This is a genomic window from Rathayibacter oskolensis (genome assembly GCF_900177245.1).
Classification (GTDB): Bacteria; Actinomycetota; Actinomycetes; order Actinomycetales; family Microbacteriaceae; genus Rathayibacter; species Rathayibacter oskolensis.
On the sequence record NZ_FXBM01000001.1, the window covers coordinates 1199460 to 1217228 of the forward strand.

Here is a 17769-nt window from a genome sequence, read left to right on the forward strand (position 1 = left end):
CCGCGGCGTCAGGAGGAGCGGCGCCAGCGCAGGCGCGGCACCCGGCTGAGCGCCCGCTGCTCGGGGAGGCTCCAGCCGTAGCGCACCGCCAGCAGGCGGATCACCGTGGTCACCGCGACGGCGAGCGGCGCGGCGTAGTCGATGACCATGCCGAACCGGAGGCCCGTCACGAGCACCACGGTGCCCGCGGTCGCGGCGATCGCGTAGAGCGAGCCGACGTGCATCAGCGCGATCGGCCGGTTGAGGAGCACGTCGCGCACGACCGATCCGCCGACGGCCGAGACGGTTCCCACGAACACGGCGGGCACCTCCGGCACGCCGAGCGACAGCGCCTTGGTCGTCCCGATCGCGCCGAACAGCCCGAGGGTCAGGGCGTCGAGCGCGGTGATCGTGCCGTCGACGCGGTTCAGCACGTGCTGGAGCAGCATCCCGAGCAGCGACGCCGCGACGGCGACCAGCAGGTAGGCGTTGGTGTGCAGCGCGGCGAGCGGCGTCTGGAGGAGCAGATCGCGCAGCACGCCGCCGCCGAGGCCGGTCGCCGTGCCGATGATCGTGACGCCGAGCAGATCGATCCTGCGGTCGCGGAACTCGCCCGCGAACATCGCGCCCTGCAGGCAGCCGATGGCGATCGCGAGCAGATCGGCCCAGGCCGGGATCACGAAGAGGGACGCTGCCACCCGTTCATCGTTCCACGCCCCGGAGTCGACCGGCCCCGCGTCCAGGCCGGTGTCGGTGGCGGGGAGGATAATCGAGCGCATGCCCACCTATCGCGACGAAGCCGTGGTGCTCCGCACGCACAAGCTGGGCGAGGCCGACCGCATCGTCACGATGCTCTCGCGCGGGCACGGCAAGATCCGCGCGGTGGCCAAGGGCGTCCGCAAGACCGGCTCCAAGTTCGGCTCCCGGCTCGAGCCGTTCATGGTCGCCGACCTCCAGCTCTACGAGGGCCGGAGTCTCGACATCGTCACGCAGGCCGAGTCCATCGGGGCCTACGGTGCCCTGATCGCCGCCGACTACGACAGCTACACCGCGGCGAACGCCATGGTCGAGACGGCCGATCGGCTCACGGACGCCGACGCCTCCCTGCAGCAGTACCTCCTGCTCGTGGGGGCGCTGCGCTCGCTCTCGCGTCGCGAGCACGAGCCCGTGCTGACCCTCGACTCCTACCTGCTGCGCGCGCTGTCGATAGCGGGCTGGGCCCCGAGCTTCGACGACTGCGCGCGCTGCGGCGCTCCCGGTCCGCACGGCGCGGTCGTGGTGCAGCTCGGAGGAGTCGTCTGCCCGGACTGCACGCCGCCGGGAGCCCCGAGGGTCGCGCCCGAGGTCGTCGTCCTGCTCGGCGCGCTGCTCACGGGAGACTGGGGGCACGCCGAGACGACCGAGCCCTCGACCCGGTCGCGGGCGAGCGGAGTGGTGGCCGCCTACACGCAGTTCCACCTCGAACGCGGACTGAGATCCCTGGAGCACGTCACCCGATGAAGCCCTTCACCCACAAGGACGCCGAGCCCTACCGCCCTCTCGACTGGACGGGCGTGCACCCGCCCGACCTCCCGCGCAAGGCCGTGCCCGGGCACGTCGCGATCGTGATGGACGGCAACGGCCGGTGGGCCAACTCCCGCGGCCTCACCCGTGTCGAGGGGCACAAGCGCGGCGAGGCGGCGCTGCTCGACGTGGTCGCGGGGGCGATCCAGATCGGCGTGAAGCACCTCAGCGTCTACGCGTTCTCGACCGAGAACTGGAAGCGCTCGCCCGACGAGGTGCGCTTCCTGATGGGCTTCAACCGCGATGTCCTGCACCGGCGCCGCGACCAGCTGAACGAGTGGGGAGTGCGGATCCGCTGGGCGGGGCGGAAGCCGCGGCTCTGGGCGTCGGTCGTCAACGAGCTGCAGTTCGCCGAGAGGCTGACCGAGGGCAACGACGTCCTCACCCTCACCATGTGCGTCAACTACGGCGGCCGCACCGAGATCGCCGACGCCGTGCAGCGGCTCGCCGTCGACGTCGCGGCCGGCCGCCTGAAGCCCTCCGGGATCACCGAGAAGACGATCGCCCGGGCCCTCTACGTCCCCGAGATGCCCGACGTCGACCTCTTCGTGCGCTCCTCCGGCGAGCAGCGCACCAGCAACTTCCTGCTCTGGCAGAGCGCCTACGCCGAGATGGTCTTCCTCGACCGCCTCTGGCCCGACTTCACCCGCACCGACCTGTGGGAGGCGATCGACTACTACGCCGGTCGCACGCGCCGGTTCGGGGCCGCGGTCGACGTGCCGGGCGCGTCGTCGTGATCAGGGTCGGGATCCTCGGCTACGGGCTCGCGGGCAGTGTCTTCCACGCGCCGTTCCTGGCCGCGGATCCGTCGTTCTCGATCGTCGCGATCGCGACCGGCGACCCGGGGCGTGCAGGGGCCGCCTCCGCCGCCTACCCCGCGGCGCGGGTCGTGCCCGACCTCGACGGGGTGCTGGCCGAACGGCCCGACCTCGTCGTGCTCGCGACGCCTCCCTCGGTGCACCGCGCGCAGGCGGAGGCCGTGCTGGGCGTCGGCGTCGCGGTGATCATCGACAAGCCGTTCGCGCCGAGCGTCGCCGACGCCGACGCGATCATCGCCGCCTCCGAGGCCGGCGGAGCGCCCGTCTTCGTGTTCCAGAACCGGCGCTGGGACGCCGACTTCCTGACCGTGCAGCGGCTGCTCCGCGACGGGGCGCTGGGCGACGTCATCCGCTTCGAGTCGTCGTTCGAGCGCTGGAGCGCACCGAAGACGGGCCGCTGGCAGACGACGATCGGCGCCGACGAGGGCGGCGGGATCCTGTTCGACCTCGGCAGCCACCTCGTCGATCAGGTGCTCGTCCTGTTCGGACCGGCCACCGTGACGGCCGCCGAGACGCGGGTCGTGCACCCCGGAGGCGCGAGCGAGGACGACGCGTTCGTCTCCCTCCTGCACGCCGGGGGAGTCCGATCGCACCTCGCGATGAGCCGGGTCGCGAGATCGACGGGGCCGCGGTTCAGGGTGCTCGGCACTCGCGCCGCCTTCTCGGTCGACGGACTCGACCCGCAGGAGGGAGCGCTCCGGCACGGCGGATCGCGCCCCGATGATCCCGGCTTCGGCGTCGTCCCGGGCGAGGCCGACGGCGTCCTCACCGATGACGAGGGCAGCCGGAGCGTTCCGAGCGAGCGAGGCCGCTACTCGGCCTTCGCCGCGGGAGTCGCCCGCTCGCTCCTCGAGGGCGCGGCGCCTCCTGTCGACGTGCGCGACGCCCGAGCGGTCGTCGCCGTGATCGAGCAGGCGCACGCCCTGGCCGCCCGCTGAGGCGCTGCGCCGGGGCGACGCGCCCGACCGCGGCGCGCTCTTGGCCATCGGCGCGACCCGCGGGATCCTCGAAGCATGGACACCGCCCCCCTGAGCCCGACCGAGCTGCGAGAGCGCTTCGCCGGTGCGCGCGGCTACCACAACGCGTGCACCCTCGGACTGCCGCCGCGCGAGACGGTCGAGGCGCTCCGCGCCGATCTCGGCAGCTGGTCGGCGGGAGAGAACACCGCGGCCGGGTACGGCGCCGTCGCGGAGCGGGCGCGAGCTGCCTTCGCCGACATCGTCTCGGTGCCCGTCGCGCAGGTCGCCATCGGCTCGCAGACCTCGGCGATGGCGGCGGTCCTCGCGGCGTCCCTCGCCGACGGCGCGAGGGTGCTCTGCGTCGACGGCGACTTCTCCTCGATCGTGTTCCCCTTCCTGGCGCAGGCGCACCGTGGCGTCGAGGTCCGCAGCGTCGCGCTCGACGCGCTGGCCGACTCCGTCGGGCCGGGCGACGACCTCGTCGTCTTCTCGGCCGTGCAGTCGAGCAGCGGCGCCCTCGCCGACCTCGACGCGGTCCTCGACGCGGCCTCCCGCCACGGGGTGCGCACCGCCTGCGACCTCACGCAGGCCGCGGGCGTCCTCCCCGTCGACGCGTCGCGCTTCGACGCCACCCTGACCCACGCCTACAAGTGGCTCTGCTCGCCGCGCGGAGTCGCGTTCCTCACCGTGTCGCCCTCCTACGCCGCGGAGCTGGTGCCGGTGCAGGCCGGCTGGTACTCGGGGGAGGACGTGTGGTCCTCCTGCTACGGACCGGCGATGCACCTCGCCGAGACCGCGCGCCGCTTCGACGTCTCGCCGGCCTGGCAGGCGTTCGTCGGCGCGGAGTCCTCGCTCGAGCTGTTCCGCTCGCTCGACCTCCAGTCCGTCTGGGAGCACGCCTCCGGCCTCGGCGACCAGCTCAGCGAGCGCCTCGGTCGTGAGCCCCAGCACCGCGCGCTCGTCTCCTGGCCGGATCCCGACGGAGCCGACCTCGCCCGCCTGACGGCGGCCGGGCTGCGAGTTTCGGGTCGCGGAGGACGCCTCCGGGTCGCCTTCCACGTCTGGAACGACGCCTCCGACGTCGACGAGCTCGTCCGGGTCCTCGGGGAATAGTCGCGGCCCGTCCGGGTTGTCGTTGGAGTGAGTGACGCGCAGACCCCCATCACCGTCGACATCTGGTCGGACATCGCCTGCCCCTGGTGCTACATCGGCAAGCGCAAGTTCGAACGCGGGCTCGAGGCCTTCCGCCTCGCCCACCCCGACGCCCCCGAGGTCGCGGTCGAGTACCGCAGCTTCGAGCTCTCACCCGACACCCCGGAGGACTACCGGGGCGGGGAGGCGGCCTACCTCGCCGAGCACAAGGGCATCCCGGAGGCGCAGGCGCAGCAGATGCTCGACTCCGTCACTACGATTGCCGCGAGCGTCGGACTCGACTACCACTTCGAGACGGTCCGCCACGTGAAGACCGTCACCGCGCACCAGGCTCTGCACCACGCGAAGGCGAACGGACTGCAGCTCGAGCTGAAGGAGCGCCTGCTGCGCGCCTACTTCGTCGAGGGACGCGACCTCGCCGACCCCGAGGTGATCGCCTCGCTCGCCGGCGAGGTCGGTCTCGACGCCGCCGAGACCCGGCGGGTCCTCGACGAGCAGCGCCACCTCGGCGACGTGCAGTCCGACATCGCCCAGGCGCGCGAGTACGGGATCAACGGCGTGCCGTTCTTCGTGCTCGACAGCCGCTTCGGCGTGTCCGGCGCCCAGGAGCCCGCGGCCTTCACGGAGGTCCTCGAGCACGTGCTCACCCAGCGGGTGGCCGCCTCGTGACGCAGTTCGAGATGCTCGGTGCCGCCGACGTGCCCGTCTGCGAGGACGGAGTGTGCGTCGTGCCTCCGGCGGCTCCCGTCAGCGGGGAGTCTCCTCGACGGTGATGTCGGCGACCGTCGCTCCGTAGGCGGAGATCAGCGCGTCCGCGTCGACGAACGCACTGCGACCGCCCGCACCGGCGCCCATGGCGATCCGTCGACCGACGATCAGCTCGTCGGCGACGATCGGCCAGGCCGTGGTCGAGCCGATCGGGGTGATGGTTCCCCGTCGGTAGCCGGTCGCCCCGAGCGCAGCCGTCTCGTCGGGCAGGCGCAGCTTGTTGACGCCGACGACCGCGCGGAGCTTCGGCCACGAGATCTGCCGGCCGCCGGGCACGAGGGCGAAGAGGTACTCGCCGTCGTGGCGCTTCACGACCAGCGACTTCACGATGTCGCCGGGATCGATGCCCAGCAGGCCGGCCGCCTCGGCCAGGCTCCCGGCCTCCGGGCGCTCGACGATCTCGACCTCGAGACCTCGCGCCGCGGCGTCCGCCTCGAACCGCTCCGGTCCGTCCTCCACACGATCGATCGCGTCCATCGCTCCACCCTCTCCGCTCGACTCGCCTTCCCCAACACAGGATCTGGGAGAATCGTTACCGATGTCCTCCACTCTCACGGCCGCCCCTCGCGCGCAGACCGCTCCGGCGCTGCGCATCGGCCCCCTCGAACTCGACGCTCCCGTCGTCCTCGCCCCCATGGCCGGGATCACCAACACCGCGTTCCGCCGCCTCTGCCGCGAGTACGGCGCCGGGCTCTACGTGAGCGAGATGATCACCTCCCGCGCCCTCGTCGAGCGGACGCCCGAGTCGATGCGCCTGATCCGCCACCACCCGAGCGAATCCGTGCGGTCGATCCAGCTCTACGGAGTCGACCCGCGCACGGTCGCCGAGGCCGTCACCATGCTGGTCGCGGAGGACCGGGCCGACCACATCGACCTCAACTTCGGCTGCCCCGTCGCCAAGGTGACGCGCAAGGGCGGGGGCGCCGCGCTGCCGTGGAAGCTGCCCCTGTTCCGCTCGATCGTCGAGGGGGCCGTGAAGGCCGCGGGGGAGGTGCCGCTGACGATCAAGATGCGCAAGGGCATCGACGCCGACCACCTCACCTACCTCGAGGCAGGCCGGGCGGCGGAGGGCGCGGGAGTCGCCTCCATCGCGCTGCACGCGCGCACGGCCTCCGAGTTCTACAGCGGTCAGGCCGACTGGTCGGCGATCACGACGCTGAAGGAGGCGGTGACGAACGTCCCCGTGCTCGGCAACGGCGACATCTGGTCGGCCGAGGACGCACTGCGGATGATGAGCGAGACGGGCTGCGACGGCGTCGTCGTCGGGCGCGGCTGCCTCGGTCGTCCGTGGCTCTTCGGTGACCTCGCCGCCGCGTTCGCCGGATCCGACGAGCGCTTCCGGCCGACCCTCGGCCAGGTCGCCTCGGCCTTCCGCCGGCACGCCGAGCTGATCGTCGAGTTCTTCGAGAGCGAGGAGCGCGGCTGCCGCGACATCCGCAAGCACGTCGCCTGGTACTTCAAGGGCTACCCGGTCGGCGGCGACCTGCGGGCGCGCATGGCGTCGGTCGTGACGCTCGCCGAGCTCGACGAGCTGCTGGCGACCCTCGACCCCGACGTGCCCTACCCCGGCGTCGACGCCGAGGGTCAGCGCGGTCGCGCCGGCTCGCCGAAGGTGCCGTCGCTGCCCGACCGCTGGCTCGAGTCCCGAGAGCTGAACGCCGCCCAGCGCGACGCCGTCTCGGCCGCCGAGATCCACCACAGCGGTGGATGACCGTGCGCTCTGGGGGTACTCGCTCGTCGACGTCGAGCGATTCCTCCCGGAGGACCACTCCACCCGCCGTTCCGACTTCGCCCGCGATCGAGCTCGGCTCTTCCACTCCAGCGCCCTCCGCCGCCTCGCCGCCAAGACCCAGGTGCTGAGCCCGACCTCAGGCGTCGACTTCGCCCGCAACCGCCTCACGCACTCGCTCGAGGTCGCGCAGATCGGCCGCGAGCTCGCGACGAGCCTCGACCTCGATCCCGACGTCGTCGACACCGCCTGCCTCGCCCACGACATCGGCCACCCGCCCTTCGGTCACAACGGCGAACGAGCGCTCAACAGCTGGGCCGAGGGGATCGGCGGCTTCGAGGGTAACGCTCAGACCTTCCGTCTGCTCACGCGCCTCGAGCCGAAGGTCTTCGGCGACGACTCCCGCCCCTACGGGCTCAACCTCACCCGCGCGAGCCTCGACGCGAGCTGCAAGTACCCGTGGCCCGACACGCGCTCGGTCGCCGATCCGTCCGGCCGGGCCAAGTTCGGGTTCTACGACGACGACGCACCGGCGTTCACATGGATGCGGGAGGGTGCACCCGAGGGGGTGCGCTGCATCGAGGCCGAGGTCATGGACCTCTCGGACGACATCGCCTACTCGGTGCACGACTTCGAGGACGCGGTCTTCTCGGGCTACATCGACGTCGAAGCCCTCGGCTCACGGGTCGACCACGACGACCTCGTCGAGTCGATGCACGCCTGGGTGGGAGGCGAGATCGCGCACGACGAGCTCGTCGCCGCCTTCGACCGCCTCGACTCGCTCGAGGTGTGGGTCGACTCCTGGGACGGCTCCCGCCGCGACCAGGCACGCCTGAAGAACCTCACCAGCCAGCTGATCGGCCGCTTCGCCGGGGCGGCGACGGAGGCGACCCGCGACGCCTACGCGCACCCCGACCTCGTCCGGTTCGGCGGCCACGTCGTCGTGCCCCGCGAGCAGCAGGCCGAGATCGCCGTGCTCAAGGGCATCGTCGCGACCTTCGTGATGTCGCGCAACACCCGCCAGCCGATCTACGCCCAGCAGCGCGAGGTGCTCACCCGCCTCGCCGACACCCTCCTCGACCGCGGCCCCGGCGCCCTCGAACCGGGCTTCGCCGAGGACTGGAACGCCGCCCCCTCCGACGCAGCCCGCCGCCGCGTCGTCGTCGACCAGGTCGCCAACCTCACCGACCAGAGCGCGCTCGCGCTGTATGAGCGGCTGAGCTCCTAGGGCGATTCGCTGCGGCTCTGCGTGCCGAAGATCGGGCACCCGGCCGGTGGGCTCATCGCCGCGGATACGATGGTCCCCATGCCTCGGATCCGACAACAAGATGTCGAAGAGGTCAAAGCCCGAGTGAACATCGGCGACGTGGTGGGCGAGTACGTCACGCTCAAGTCGGCCGGCGTCGGCTCGCTGAAGGGGCTCTGCCCCTTCCACGACGAGCGCAGCCCGAGCTTCCACGTGCGCCCGCAGGCCGGCTTCTACCACTGCTTCGGCTGCCAGGAGTCGGGCGACGTCTACAGCTTCATCATGAAGATGGACCACACCTCGTTCAGCGAGACGGTCGAGCGCCTCGCTCAGAGGATCGGCTTCCCCATCCAGTACGAGGAGGGCGGCGGTCAGGCGCCGGAGACCGGCGGACGCGCCCGCCTGCTCGCGGCGAACGACGCGGCCGAGGAGTACTTCCGCGAGCAGCTCGCCACTCCCGGCGCCGACGTCGGGCGCCGGTTCCTCGGCGAGCGCGGCTTCGACCGCGCGGCGGCCGACCGCTTCGGAGTCGGCTTCGCCCCCGACGGCTGGGACGGCCTCACCACCGCTCTCAAGCGCAGGGGCTTTACCGAGCCGGAGCTCACGGCGGCCGGGCTCGTCAGCAGCAGCAACCGCGGAGGCGTGTACGACCGGTTCCGCGGTCGGCTCGTCTGGCCGATCCGCGACGTCACCGGGCAGACGGTCGGCTTCGGCGCGCGGCGCCTCCTCGAGGAGGACAAGGGCCCCAAGTACCTCAACACCCCCGAGACGCCCGTCTACCACAAGTCGCAGGTGCTCTACGGGCTCGACCTGGCCAAGCGCGACATCTCGCGCGGGCACCAGGTCGTCGTGGTCGAGGGGTACACGGATGTGATGGCCTGCCATCTGGCGGGCGTGACCACCGCGGTGGCGACGTGCGGCACCTCCTTCGGCGTCGACCACATCAAGGTGCTGCGCCGCGTGCTCGGCGACGACACCGGGATCGGCGAGGTCGTCTTCACCTTCGACCCCGATGCGGCGGGTCAGAAGGCCGCGATGCGCGCGTTCCAGGAGGAGCACCGTTTCGCCGCGCAGACGTTCGTCGCGGTCGCACCCGAGGGTCTCGACCCGTGCGACCTCCGCCTCAACCGGGGCGACGACGCCGTGCGCAGGCTGATCGACGACAAGAAGCCCATGTTCGAGTTCGTGATCCGGCAGCTCCTCGCCCGCTACGACCTCGACACGGTCGAGGGCCGGATCGCCGCACTCCGCGCCGCCGCGCCGGTCGTCGCCGACATCCGCGACCCCGCGCTGCGCCCGGGCTACTCGCGCGAGCTCGCTCGGATGCTCGGACTGGACATGGCCGAGGTCAACTCCGCGGTCCGCTCGGCCGGCGCGCGCTCGCGCCCCACCGCGGCTCGACCGGAGCAGCGCGACGCCGAGACCGCCGCGCCGGAGGCTCCGGCGGGCGCCCGGCTCGCCGACCTCCCGCTCGACGTCGTGACGCGCATCGAGCGCGAGGCGCTGATGGCGATGCTGCAGCTCCCGCAGATGATGGGCGATGATCTGCTCGCGCGGGCGGCGCACGCGGCCGTCACGAACGAGACCCTCCGCGTCGTGCGCGACGCCGTCGTCGCCAACCTCGAGCGCGCGCAGGACCGCGACTGGGTCGAGCACGTCGCGGCCGACGTGCCGGCGCCCTTCGCCTCCCTCGTGCGCCAGCTCGCCGTGGCGCCGATCCCGGCGGCCGACGAGGCCGGACTCTCGAGGTACGCCCGCGACGTCGCGATCTCGCTCATCGAGCGCGACCTCCTCCGCGAGATCGCCGAGCTGCGGGGCGCGCTCCAGCGAGCGTCCGCAGACCCGGTGATGTCCCGCGCCGTGCAGGTCAGACTGGTCGAGCTCGAGCGCCAGAAGCGCGCACTGCGGACGGAGTGACCGACGCCCGGGTGCGTGTTGCGGTCGTGTGAAGAATTCGGCGGCCGCCCGCTCCCGGTGCTGAGAGCGCTCCCGACTGTGTTACGACTGAGGAACAGCAATGCGGGCGCCCGGCGCCGCAGCGTGGCGGAGCACGGGACACCTGTGCGCCGTGACGCCCTGCGCGAGATGCGCGCCCGCATCCGATCCCTTACAGGAAGAGGCAGACGGAGATGACATCCGCATCCACCCGGGGTACACGCGCACTGGCCGCGGCCGCAGGCTTCGCCGCGGTCGCGCTCGTGCTGGCGGGCTGCTCCGCCGGCGGTGACGACTCGTCGGGCGACAGCGCCGCCGGGGGCACGCTCACCATCGGCACCACCGACAAGATCACGACGCTCGACCCCGCCGGCTCGTACGACAACGGCTCGTTCGCCGTGATGAACCAGGTGTTCCCGTTCCTGATGAACACGCCGTACGGCACTCCCGACGTCGAGCCGGACATCGCCGAGTCGGCCGAGTTCAGCTCGCCGACCGAGTACACGGTGACCCTCAAGGAGGGACTGAAGTGGGCGAACGGCAACGATCTGACCTCCTCCGACGTCAAGTTCTCCTTCGACCGCCAGCTCGCGATCGCCGACGCGAACGGCCCGTCCTCGCTCCTGGCGAACCTCGACAGCGTCGCGGCTCCCGATGACACGACCGTGGTCTTCACGCTCAAGTCCGAGAACGACCAGACCTTCCCGCAGATCCTCTCGAGCCCTGCCGGACCGATCGTCGACGAGGACGTCTTCTCGGCCGACGCGCTCACCTCCGACGCCGACATCGTCGCGGGCGACGCCTTCGCGGGTCAGTACACGATCACGAACTACGACGTGAACAACCTGATCCAGTACAAGGCGTACGAGGGCTACGAGGGCGTGCTCGGAGCTGCGCGCACCGGCACGATCAACGTCAAGTACTACGCCGACTCGTCGAACCTCAAGCTCGACATCCAGGAGGGCAACATCGACGTGGCGTTCCGGAGCCTCTCCGCGACCGACGTCGAGGACCTCCGCGGCAACGACTCCGTCAAGGTGGTCGACGGCCCCGGCGGCGAGATCCGCTACATCGTCTTCAACTTCGACACGCAGCCGTTCGGCGCGACCACCCCGGAGGCGGACGCGACCAAGTCGCTCGCCGTGCGCCAGGCCGTGGCCGACCTGATCGACCGCGACGAGATCGCCGACCAGGTCTACAAGGGCACCTACACCCCGCTGTACTCCTACGTCCCCGCGGGCCTCACCGGTGCGACCGAACCGCTGAAGAGCCTCTACGGCGACGGCGAGGGCGGCCCCGACGCCGACAAGGCCAAGGCGACCCTCGATGCCGCCGGCGTGACCGGTCCGGTGACGCTGAACCTGCAGTACTCGAACGACCACTACGGTCCGTCCTCGGGCGACGAGTACGCGCTGATCAAGGACCAGCTGGAGTCGTCGGGCCTGTTCACCGTGAACCTGCAGACGACGGAGTGGGTCCAGTACTCGAAGGACCGCTCGAGCGACGTCTACCCGGCGTACCAGCTCGGCTGGTTCCCCGACTACTCCGACGCGGACAACTACCTGTCGCCGTTCTTCATCAAGGAGAACTTCCTCGCCAACCACTTCGACGACGCCGAGGTGCAGTCGCTGATCGCGGAGCAGGTCTCGACGACCGATCCCGACGCGCGCACCGCGATCATCGAGGAGATCCAGGAGAAGGTCGCGGCCCAGCTGTCGACCGTCCCCTACCTCCAGGGTTCGCAGGTCGCGGTCGTCGGCAGCACGGTGACGGGCACCGAGGACACCCTCGACGCCTCGTTCAAGTTCCGCTACGGAGCGCTCAGCAAGGGCTGATCCACCCCGGGGCCGGCGCCTCCCCTCGCGGGGGGGCGCCGGCCTTTCTCCACGAAAGGCATCACGTGACGACAGCCACGACGGCTGCGGCGACGGCGCCCACCCGGCGCACGAGCGGCTCAGGAGGCGGACTCGGGCGCTACCTGCTCGTCCGCTTCCTGCTCATCATCCCGACCGTCTTCATCCTCGTGACGATGGTGTTCCTCCTCATGCGCACGACGGGCGACCCGATCACGGCGGCGCTCGGCGGGCGCCTGAGCGCCGATCAGCTCGCCGAGCGCGTCGCCGAGGCCGGCTACGACCGCCCGCTGATCGTGCAGTACTTCGAGTACCTCGGTCAGCTGCTGACCGGCGACTTCGGCACCACGCTCAGCGACAACCGCCCCGTCACGGAGGTGCTGCTGACCTACGGCGCGGCCACCGTCGAGCTGGCGTTCTACGCCCTGATCGTGGCCTTCCTCGTCGGCATCCCGCTCGGGATGCTCGCCGCCTACCACCGCGACCGCACGCCGGATGCGATCCTGCGCATCTTCGCGATCCTCTGCTACGCGACCCCCGTCTTCTTCGCGGGCCTGCTGCTCAAGCTCGTCTTCTCGGTGTGGCTCAAGTGGTTCCCGGTCGCCGGGCGCGCGTCGACCGGCACCGAGCTCTCGCTGCAGTTCCTCGAGAACAAGACGGGGATCTACCTGATCGACGCGATCCAGACCGGTGATCCGGCCGCCGTGGCCGACGTGCTCTCGCACGCGGTCCTCCCGGCCGTCGCCCTGGGTCTGCTGACCGCCGGCATCTTCCTCCGCCTGGTCCGCACCAACGTCATCGGCACGCTCGGGACCGACTACGTCGACGCGGCGCGCTCGCGCGGTGTCAGCGAGTTCCGCCTCGTGCGCACCCACGCCTACCGTCCTGCGCTCATCCCGATCATCACGGTCATCGGCCTGCAGATCGCGCTGCTCCTCGGCGGCGCGGTCCTCACCGAGACGACCTTCGAGTGGAAGGGTCTCGGCTTCCAGCTGGCCGAGTACCTCCAGGCGCGCGACTTCGTCGCGGTGCAGGGCATCGTCGCCCTGCTCGCGGTGATCGTGGCGCTCACCAACTTCATCGTCGACGTCATCGCGGCGCTCATCGACCCGCGAGTGAGGTACTGATCATGAGCGACACCACCGCTCCGGCGCGCCCGCGCCGCCGCCTCGTCGACCGGCTCCCGGTCGTCCACCAGCTCCGGCAGAGCGTCGGCCTCCAGCGCGGGATGCTCGTGACCGGCCTCGTGATCACCGGCGCGTTCCTCCTGGTCGCCCTGTTCGCGCCGCTGCTCGCGCCCTACGGCTACTCGCAGCTGCGCTCGGGCGACGACGCGTTCGGCGCGCAGCAGCCCCCGAGCGCCGAGCACCTGCTCGGCACCACGGTCGGGGGCTACGACGTCCTGTCCCGCGTCGTCTGGGGCGCCCAGACCGCGTTCCTCGTGATCGTCGTCGCCGTCGTCCTCTCGATCTTCCTCGGCGTCTTCCTCGGCCTCGTCTCCGGCTACCTCGGCGGCTGGCTCGACCGCGTCCTCGTCGTGATCTGCGATGCGATCTACGCGTTCCCGACCCTGCTTCTCGCGATCGTCATGTCGATCGTCATCTCGGGCGGCCAGTCCGACCTGTGGGCGGGCATCCTCGCCGCCGCCGTCTCGATCACCGTCGTCTACATCCCGCAGTACTTCCGGGTCATCCGCGCCGAGACGGTGCGGATCAAGGGGGACGCCTTCGTCGAGTCGGCGAAGGTCATCGGAGCCTCGACCCCGCGGATCATGTTCCGCCACGTTCTGCGGAACGCCACCCGCACTCTGCCGCTGATCTTCACGCTCAACTCGTCCGAGGCGATCCTGACGCTGGCGGGTCTCGGGTTCCTCGGATTCGGCATCGAGCCGACCTCGGCCGCCGAGTGGGGCTACGACCTCAACAAGGCCCTGTCCGACGTCACGAGCGGGATCTGGTGGACCTCCGTCTTCCCCGGTCTCGCGATCGTCCTCGTCGTGCTCGGCATCACCCTCGTCGGAGAGAGCCTGAACGACCTCGCCGACCCGCGCCTGCGCGGCCGCCGCGCGGTGGCCGCCGGAGCGGGCGACATCGCCGCGACGTCCGTCGTCCCCGGCGGCGTCCTCGTCGCCGACGGCCTGGAGACGCCGGGACACGATCCCAGCGCCGGAACGGAGCAGACGCGATGAGCGACCAGCGCCCGATCGTCGACATCACCGATCTCGAAGTGGCCTTCGCGAGCGACCGCGGGGCGGTGCGCGCGGTCGCGGGGGTGAGCCTCCGGGTCGAACGCGGCGAGGTGCTCGCCATCGTCGGCGAGTCGGGGAGCGGCAAGACCGTGACCGCCAAGACGATCCTCGGCCTCCTGCCCGAGACGGCGACCGCCTCGGGCGTCGTGCTGCTCTCGAAGAAGGACGGGAGCGCCTCCACCGACGTCGTCTCGGTGCCGAAGTCGCGCCTGCGCGAGATCCGCGGCACCGATGTCGCCATGGTCTTCCAGGAGCCGTCGACGGCGCTCAACCCCGTGTTCACCGTCGGCTGGCAGATCGCCGAGGGGATCCGCGCCCACGGCTCGGTCTCGAAGAAGGAGGCGCGGGCGCGCGCGATCGACGTGCTCCGCACGGTCGGCATCCCGGATCCGGAGAAGCGGGTCGACTACTACCCGCACCAGTTCTCGGGCGGGCAGAAGCAGCGCGTCGTGATCGCGATGGCGCTCGTGCTCGATCCGGGGCTCATCGTCGCCGACGAGCCGACGACCGCGCTCGACGTCACCGTGCAGGCCGAGATCCTCGACCTCCTCCGCCGCTGCCGCGACGACTTCGGCACCTCGATCGTGCTGATCACCCACAACATGGGAGTCGTCGCCGACCTCGCCGACCGCGTCGCGGTGATGTACCAGGGCGAGCTCGTCGAGCAGGCGCCCGTCGCCGAGCTCTTCGCCTCGCCGAAGGCCGAGTACACGAAGAAGCTGCTCGCCGCTGTGCCGCACGTGGGGCAGGGAGTGGCGAGGGCGAAGGACCGGGCGATAGCGCGGGCGGTCGCGCCGGAGGCGGAGACGCTGGTCCAGGCAGACGGCCTGCGGATCCAGTACCCCGGGCGCCTCGGCCGGCCCGGGTTCGTCGCCGTCGACGGCGTCTCGTTCCGGATCCGCGCGGGCGAGGTGCTCGGCCTCGTCGGCGAGAGCGGGTCGGGCAAGACCACGATCGGGCGCGCCATCGCCGGGCTCACGACCGTCACCGGCGGCTCGCTCCGGGTGCTGGGCAAGGAGATGCGGGGGATCCGCGAGCGGAGCTTCCGCCCGGTCCGCGGTGACATCGGCTTCGTCTTCCAGGATCCGGCGTCGAGCTTCAACCCGCTGCTGACCATCGCCGAGTGCGTGGCCGAACCGCTGATCGTGCACGGGCGCTCCCGCGACGCCGGCACCGCCCGCAACCGCGTCGACGAGCTGCTCGAGGCGGTGCAGCTGCCCCGTTCCTACGGCGACCGCTACCCGCACGAGCTCTCGGGCGGTCAGCGTCAGCGTGCGAGCCTCGCCCGAGCGCTGGCGCTCGAGCCGAAGCTGCTGATCGCCGACGAGCCCACCTCGGCGCTCGACGTGTCGGTGCAGGCCCGTGTGCTCGAGCTCTTCTCCGAGCTGCAGCGGGAGTTCGGGTTCGCCTCGCTCTTCATCAGCCACGACCTGGCCGTGGTCGACCTCCTCGCCGACCGGATCGCCGTGCTCTACCGCGGGGAGCTCGTCGAGGAGGGGACGGGCGAGGAGGTGCTCTCGGCGCCGAAGCACCCCTACACGCAGCGTCTGCTCGCCTCCCTCCCGGTGCCCGACCCCGGCGAGCAGGCCGAGCGCCGCGAGCTGCTCCGCAGGATCACGCACGCGGAGCGGGACGCGTGAGCACGGCGGAGGCGGCGCCGATCGTCGTCGACGATCTCAGCGTCGAGTACCCGCCGCGGGGGATCAGCGGGCGCTGGACGGCTCTGCGCGGGGTGAGCCTCCGCGTCGAGCCGGGTGAGGTCCTCGGGATCCTCGGCGGAAGCGGCTCCGGCAAGTCCACCCTGGCCAGGGTCCTCGGCGGCGACGGCCTGACAGGCGAGTCGGCGAGGACCCGCCCGGTGATCGTCGGGGGAGACGCGACCGTCGCCGGGCACCGCCTCCGCCATCTGCCGGCGCGCGAGATCAAGCGGTTCACCTTCGACGTCGCCTCCCTCGCCCAGGACGCGGGTGCGGCCCTGCGACCCGAGCTGACCGTGTCGGAGCTGATCGCCGAGCCGATCTTCCTCCGCGACCGTCACTACGACCCCCGCAGCGCGGCGGTGCGGGTCGCGACCCTGCTCGACTCCGTGCACCTGCCGCTGTTCCTGCTCGACCGCTTCCCGTACGAGCTGTCCAGCGGGCAGCGCCAGCGCGTCGCGATCGCCCGGGCGCTGGTGCTCGGGCCGAAGGTGCTCGTCGCCGACGAGCCCACCTCGGGGATCGACGCGACCGTCCGCGAGTCGATCGTCGATCTCCTCGCCGATCTGCGCCGCCAGGAGGGGTTCGCGGCCGTGGTCGTCAGCCACGACATCGACGTGCTGAACCGCGCGACGGACCGCATCGCGGTCCTGGTCGCCGGCGAGGTGGTCGCCTACGGCCCGCTGCTCGAGGTGCTCACGGAGGCGCGCCACCCCTACGTGCGCGAGCTCGGCGCCGCCTTCGCCGAGTACGAGCGCTTCGACGCCTCGCGCGCGCTCCGCGTCACCCCCGGCCCGGAGCAGGCGTGAGCGTCCCGCGGATCGCCGTGCTGCCGCGACCGAAGCAGATCTTCACCGACGCGATCGAGTCGGGAGGGGGGAGGGTCGTCGAGCTGGACGACGCGCCGGACGGCGTGCTCTGGCTCTCGTACGGCCGCACCGACGAGCTCGGCGACGTGCTCGCCGCGCACCCCGGTATCCGCTGGGTGCAGCTGCCGTGGGCCGGAGTGGACGCGTTCGCGTCGATCCTCCGCAGCGCCGACCGGCCGGGCCTTCGCTGGACGAGCGCGAAGGGCGCCTACTCCGAGCCGGTGGCCGAGCACGCCCTCGCCCTCACCCTGGCCCTGCTGCGCTCGCTACCCGAGCGCGCGCGGGCGCAGTCGTGGGGCGAGAAGCGGGCCGCGACCCTGCATCGCTCGCGCGTCGTCATCGTGGGCGCGGGAGGCATCGCCCGGGAGCTGCTCCGGCTGCTCGGCGTGTTCGACGCCGACGTCACCGTCGTGCGGCGCACCGCGGAGCCGATGACGGGTGCCGCGCGCACCGTCACCGCCGACCGTCTCGGCGAGGTCGTCCGCGACGCCGACGTGCTGATCCTCGCGGCCGCGGCGACCGGGAGCACGTCGCGACTCGTCGACGCGGCGCTGCTCGAGACGCTGCCCGACCGCGCCGTGCTCGTGAACATCGCCCGGGGGAGCCTCGTCGACACCGACGCCCTCGTGTCGGCCCTCGCCGAGGGTCGCCTCGCGGGAGCCGCCCTCGACGTCACCGACCCGGAGCCGCTGCCCGACGGCCATCCCCTCTGGGCCGAGCCGCGGTGCCTGATCACCCCGCACACCGCCGACACCCCCGAGATGACGGCGCCGCTCCTCGCCGAGCGGGTGCGGCGGAACGTCGCTGCGTTCGCAGCGGGACAGGAGCTCGTCGGGCTGGTCGACCCGTCGGCCGGGTACTGAGCGCGCTCCGCGTCGGTCCCGAGCGGTCTCGTGCCTCCCGTGCGACGTCTCACGGAGGCACCGCGTCGATTTGGTCTGGGCGCAGACTTT

Annotated in this window: 16 protein-coding genes; 14 read left to right on the forward strand and 2 right to left on the reverse strand. The window is 71.7% G+C overall.

Translation table 11 applies throughout. The features are described from left to right. Positions 1-8 precede the first annotated feature (8 nt). A complete protein-coding gene (locus B9Y99_RS05800; RefSeq protein WP_085476267.1) occupies positions 9-758 on the reverse strand; it encodes a trimeric intracellular cation channel family protein in 750 nt (249 codons plus the stop codon). Here B9Y99_RS05800 and recO point away from each other — a divergent pair. The 5 genes from recO (at position 757) to B9Y99_RS05825 (ending at position 5140) form a co-directional block, all read left to right on the forward strand. Further along, on the forward strand, positions 757-1479 hold the full coding sequence (gene recO, locus B9Y99_RS05805) for a DNA repair protein RecO (protein ID WP_085475588.1): 723 nt from the start codon (positions 757-759) through the stop codon (positions 1477-1479). The two genes, B9Y99_RS05800 and recO, sit on opposite strands and share 2 nt — an antisense overlap. Continuing rightward, positions 1476-2279, forward strand: coding sequence for an isoprenyl transferase (locus B9Y99_RS05810; RefSeq protein ID WP_085475589.1), 804 nt, complete (start codon positions 1476-1478; stop codon positions 2277-2279). Before recO ends, B9Y99_RS05810 begins: the two co-directional genes overlap by 4 nt. After that, positions 2276-3298: a Gfo/Idh/MocA family protein gene (locus B9Y99_RS05815; RefSeq protein ID WP_085475590.1), complete on the forward strand. Its 1023-nt coding sequence runs from the start codon at positions 2276-2278 to the stop codon at positions 3296-3298. Before B9Y99_RS05810 ends, B9Y99_RS05815 begins: the two co-directional genes overlap by 4 nt. A gap of 75 nt (positions 3299-3373) precedes the next feature. After that, complete coding sequence (locus tag B9Y99_RS05820; RefSeq protein ID WP_085475591.1) at positions 3374-4432, forward strand: aminotransferase class V-fold PLP-dependent enzyme; 1059 nt, start codon at positions 3374-3376, stop codon at positions 4430-4432. 27 nt (positions 4433-4459) lie between these two features. Next, a complete protein-coding gene (locus B9Y99_RS05825) occupies positions 4460-5140 on the forward strand; it encodes a DsbA family oxidoreductase (protein ID WP_085475592.1) in 681 nt (226 codons plus the stop codon). Positions 5141-5218: 78 nt separating this feature from the next. Here B9Y99_RS05825 and B9Y99_RS05830 read toward each other — a convergent pair whose 3' ends face one another. Next, positions 5219-5716 carry an aminoacyl-tRNA deacylase gene (locus B9Y99_RS05830; RefSeq protein ID WP_085475593.1) on the reverse strand — a complete coding sequence of 166 codons (498 nt, stop codon included), beginning with the start codon at positions 5714-5716 and terminating at the stop codon, positions 5219-5221. A 61-nt stretch (positions 5717-5777) separates the two neighbouring features. Here B9Y99_RS05830 and dusB point away from each other — a divergent pair, with 61 nt between their 5' ends. The 9 genes from dusB (at position 5778) to B9Y99_RS05875 (ending at position 17679) form a co-directional block, all read left to right on the forward strand. Further along, positions 5778-6950 (forward strand): tRNA dihydrouridine synthase DusB, encoded by a 1173-nt coding sequence (dusB, locus tag B9Y99_RS05835; RefSeq protein ID WP_085475594.1) that lies wholly within the window; start codon positions 5778-5780, stop codon positions 6948-6950. Next, positions 6943-8196 (forward strand): deoxyguanosinetriphosphate triphosphohydrolase, encoded by a 1254-nt coding sequence (locus B9Y99_RS05840; RefSeq protein WP_085475595.1) that lies wholly within the window; start codon positions 6943-6945, stop codon positions 8194-8196. Before dusB ends, B9Y99_RS05840 begins: the two co-directional genes overlap by 8 nt. Positions 8197-8274: 78 nt before the next feature. After that, on the forward strand, positions 8275-10131 hold the full coding sequence (dnaG, locus tag B9Y99_RS05845; RefSeq protein WP_085475596.1) for a DNA primase: 1857 nt from the start codon (positions 8275-8277) through the stop codon (positions 10129-10131). Positions 10132-10343: 212 nt separating this feature from the next. Then, the gene (locus tag B9Y99_RS05850; RefSeq protein WP_085475597.1) at positions 10344-11984 is read left to right on the forward strand and encodes an ABC transporter substrate-binding protein; all 1641 of its coding nucleotides are present in this window, start codon (positions 10344-10346) and stop codon (positions 11982-11984) included. Between the two features lie 65 nt (positions 11985-12049). After that, a complete protein-coding gene (locus B9Y99_RS05855) occupies positions 12050-13129 on the forward strand; it encodes an ABC transporter permease (protein WP_085475598.1) in 1080 nt (359 codons plus the stop codon). 2 nt (positions 13130-13131) lie between these two features. Continuing rightward, positions 13132-14190, forward strand: a complete 1059-nt coding sequence (locus tag B9Y99_RS05860; protein WP_085475599.1) for an ABC transporter permease — start codon at positions 13132-13134, stop codon at positions 14188-14190. Next, entirely contained in the window at positions 14187-15890 is a 1704-nt protein-coding gene (locus B9Y99_RS05865; RefSeq protein WP_085475600.1) for an ABC transporter ATP-binding protein, read from the forward strand. Before B9Y99_RS05860 ends, B9Y99_RS05865 begins: the two co-directional genes overlap by 4 nt. After that, a complete protein-coding gene (locus B9Y99_RS05870; RefSeq protein ID WP_129587911.1) occupies positions 15887-16756 on the forward strand; it encodes an ATP-binding cassette domain-containing protein in 870 nt (289 codons plus the stop codon). Before B9Y99_RS05865 ends, B9Y99_RS05870 begins: the two co-directional genes overlap by 4 nt. Further along, positions 16753-17679, forward strand: a complete 927-nt coding sequence (locus tag B9Y99_RS05875; RefSeq protein ID WP_244274779.1) for a D-isomer specific 2-hydroxyacid dehydrogenase family protein — start codon at positions 16753-16755, stop codon at positions 17677-17679. The genes B9Y99_RS05870 and B9Y99_RS05875 overlap by 4 nt, the downstream gene beginning before the upstream one ends. Positions 17680-17769: the final 90 nt, after the last annotated feature.